The following is a 289-nucleotide window of genomic DNA, read 5'->3' as shown; positions in this document are numbered from 1 at the left end:
GATGCGCTATGCCGTTGCGTTGCTGCGTTATGGGTACTGCCGCCCGCCTCGCTAATGAGCCGTTCGGCCTGGTGGGGCAAGATCGGGCCGAGGTCGACCACCGGGGGGCCGTCGTCGTTCGGGGCCACGTCCTGGTCCTGGATACGCAAGCCAAGCTTGCGCAGCTCGCGGCACGCCGCATTGATGGTGGCAAGGCGCGCCTGGATATCCAGGGTGAGGATGGCGGGCTTGTGGATGGCGCTTTCCCGGAACAGGGATTGATCGCTGACCATGCGCGAATCGTTCGCTG

1 protein-coding gene is annotated in these 289 nt (G+C 65.4%); it reads right to left on the bottom strand.

Annotation, left to right across the window (positions count from 1 at the left end; genetic code table 11):
* Positions 1-272, bottom strand: a 272-nt coding sequence (locus ACR6JA_RS23080) for a hypothetical protein (RefSeq protein WP_494599840.1), incomplete at its 3' end; no start/stop codon positions are given.
* Positions 273-289 lie beyond the last annotated feature (17 nt).

It is taken from the genome of Cedecea sp. B1(4), from assembly GCF_059414925.1.
Note: the sequence above shows the minus strand (reverse complement) of the source record. Positions and strands in the feature narration are given on the sequence as shown.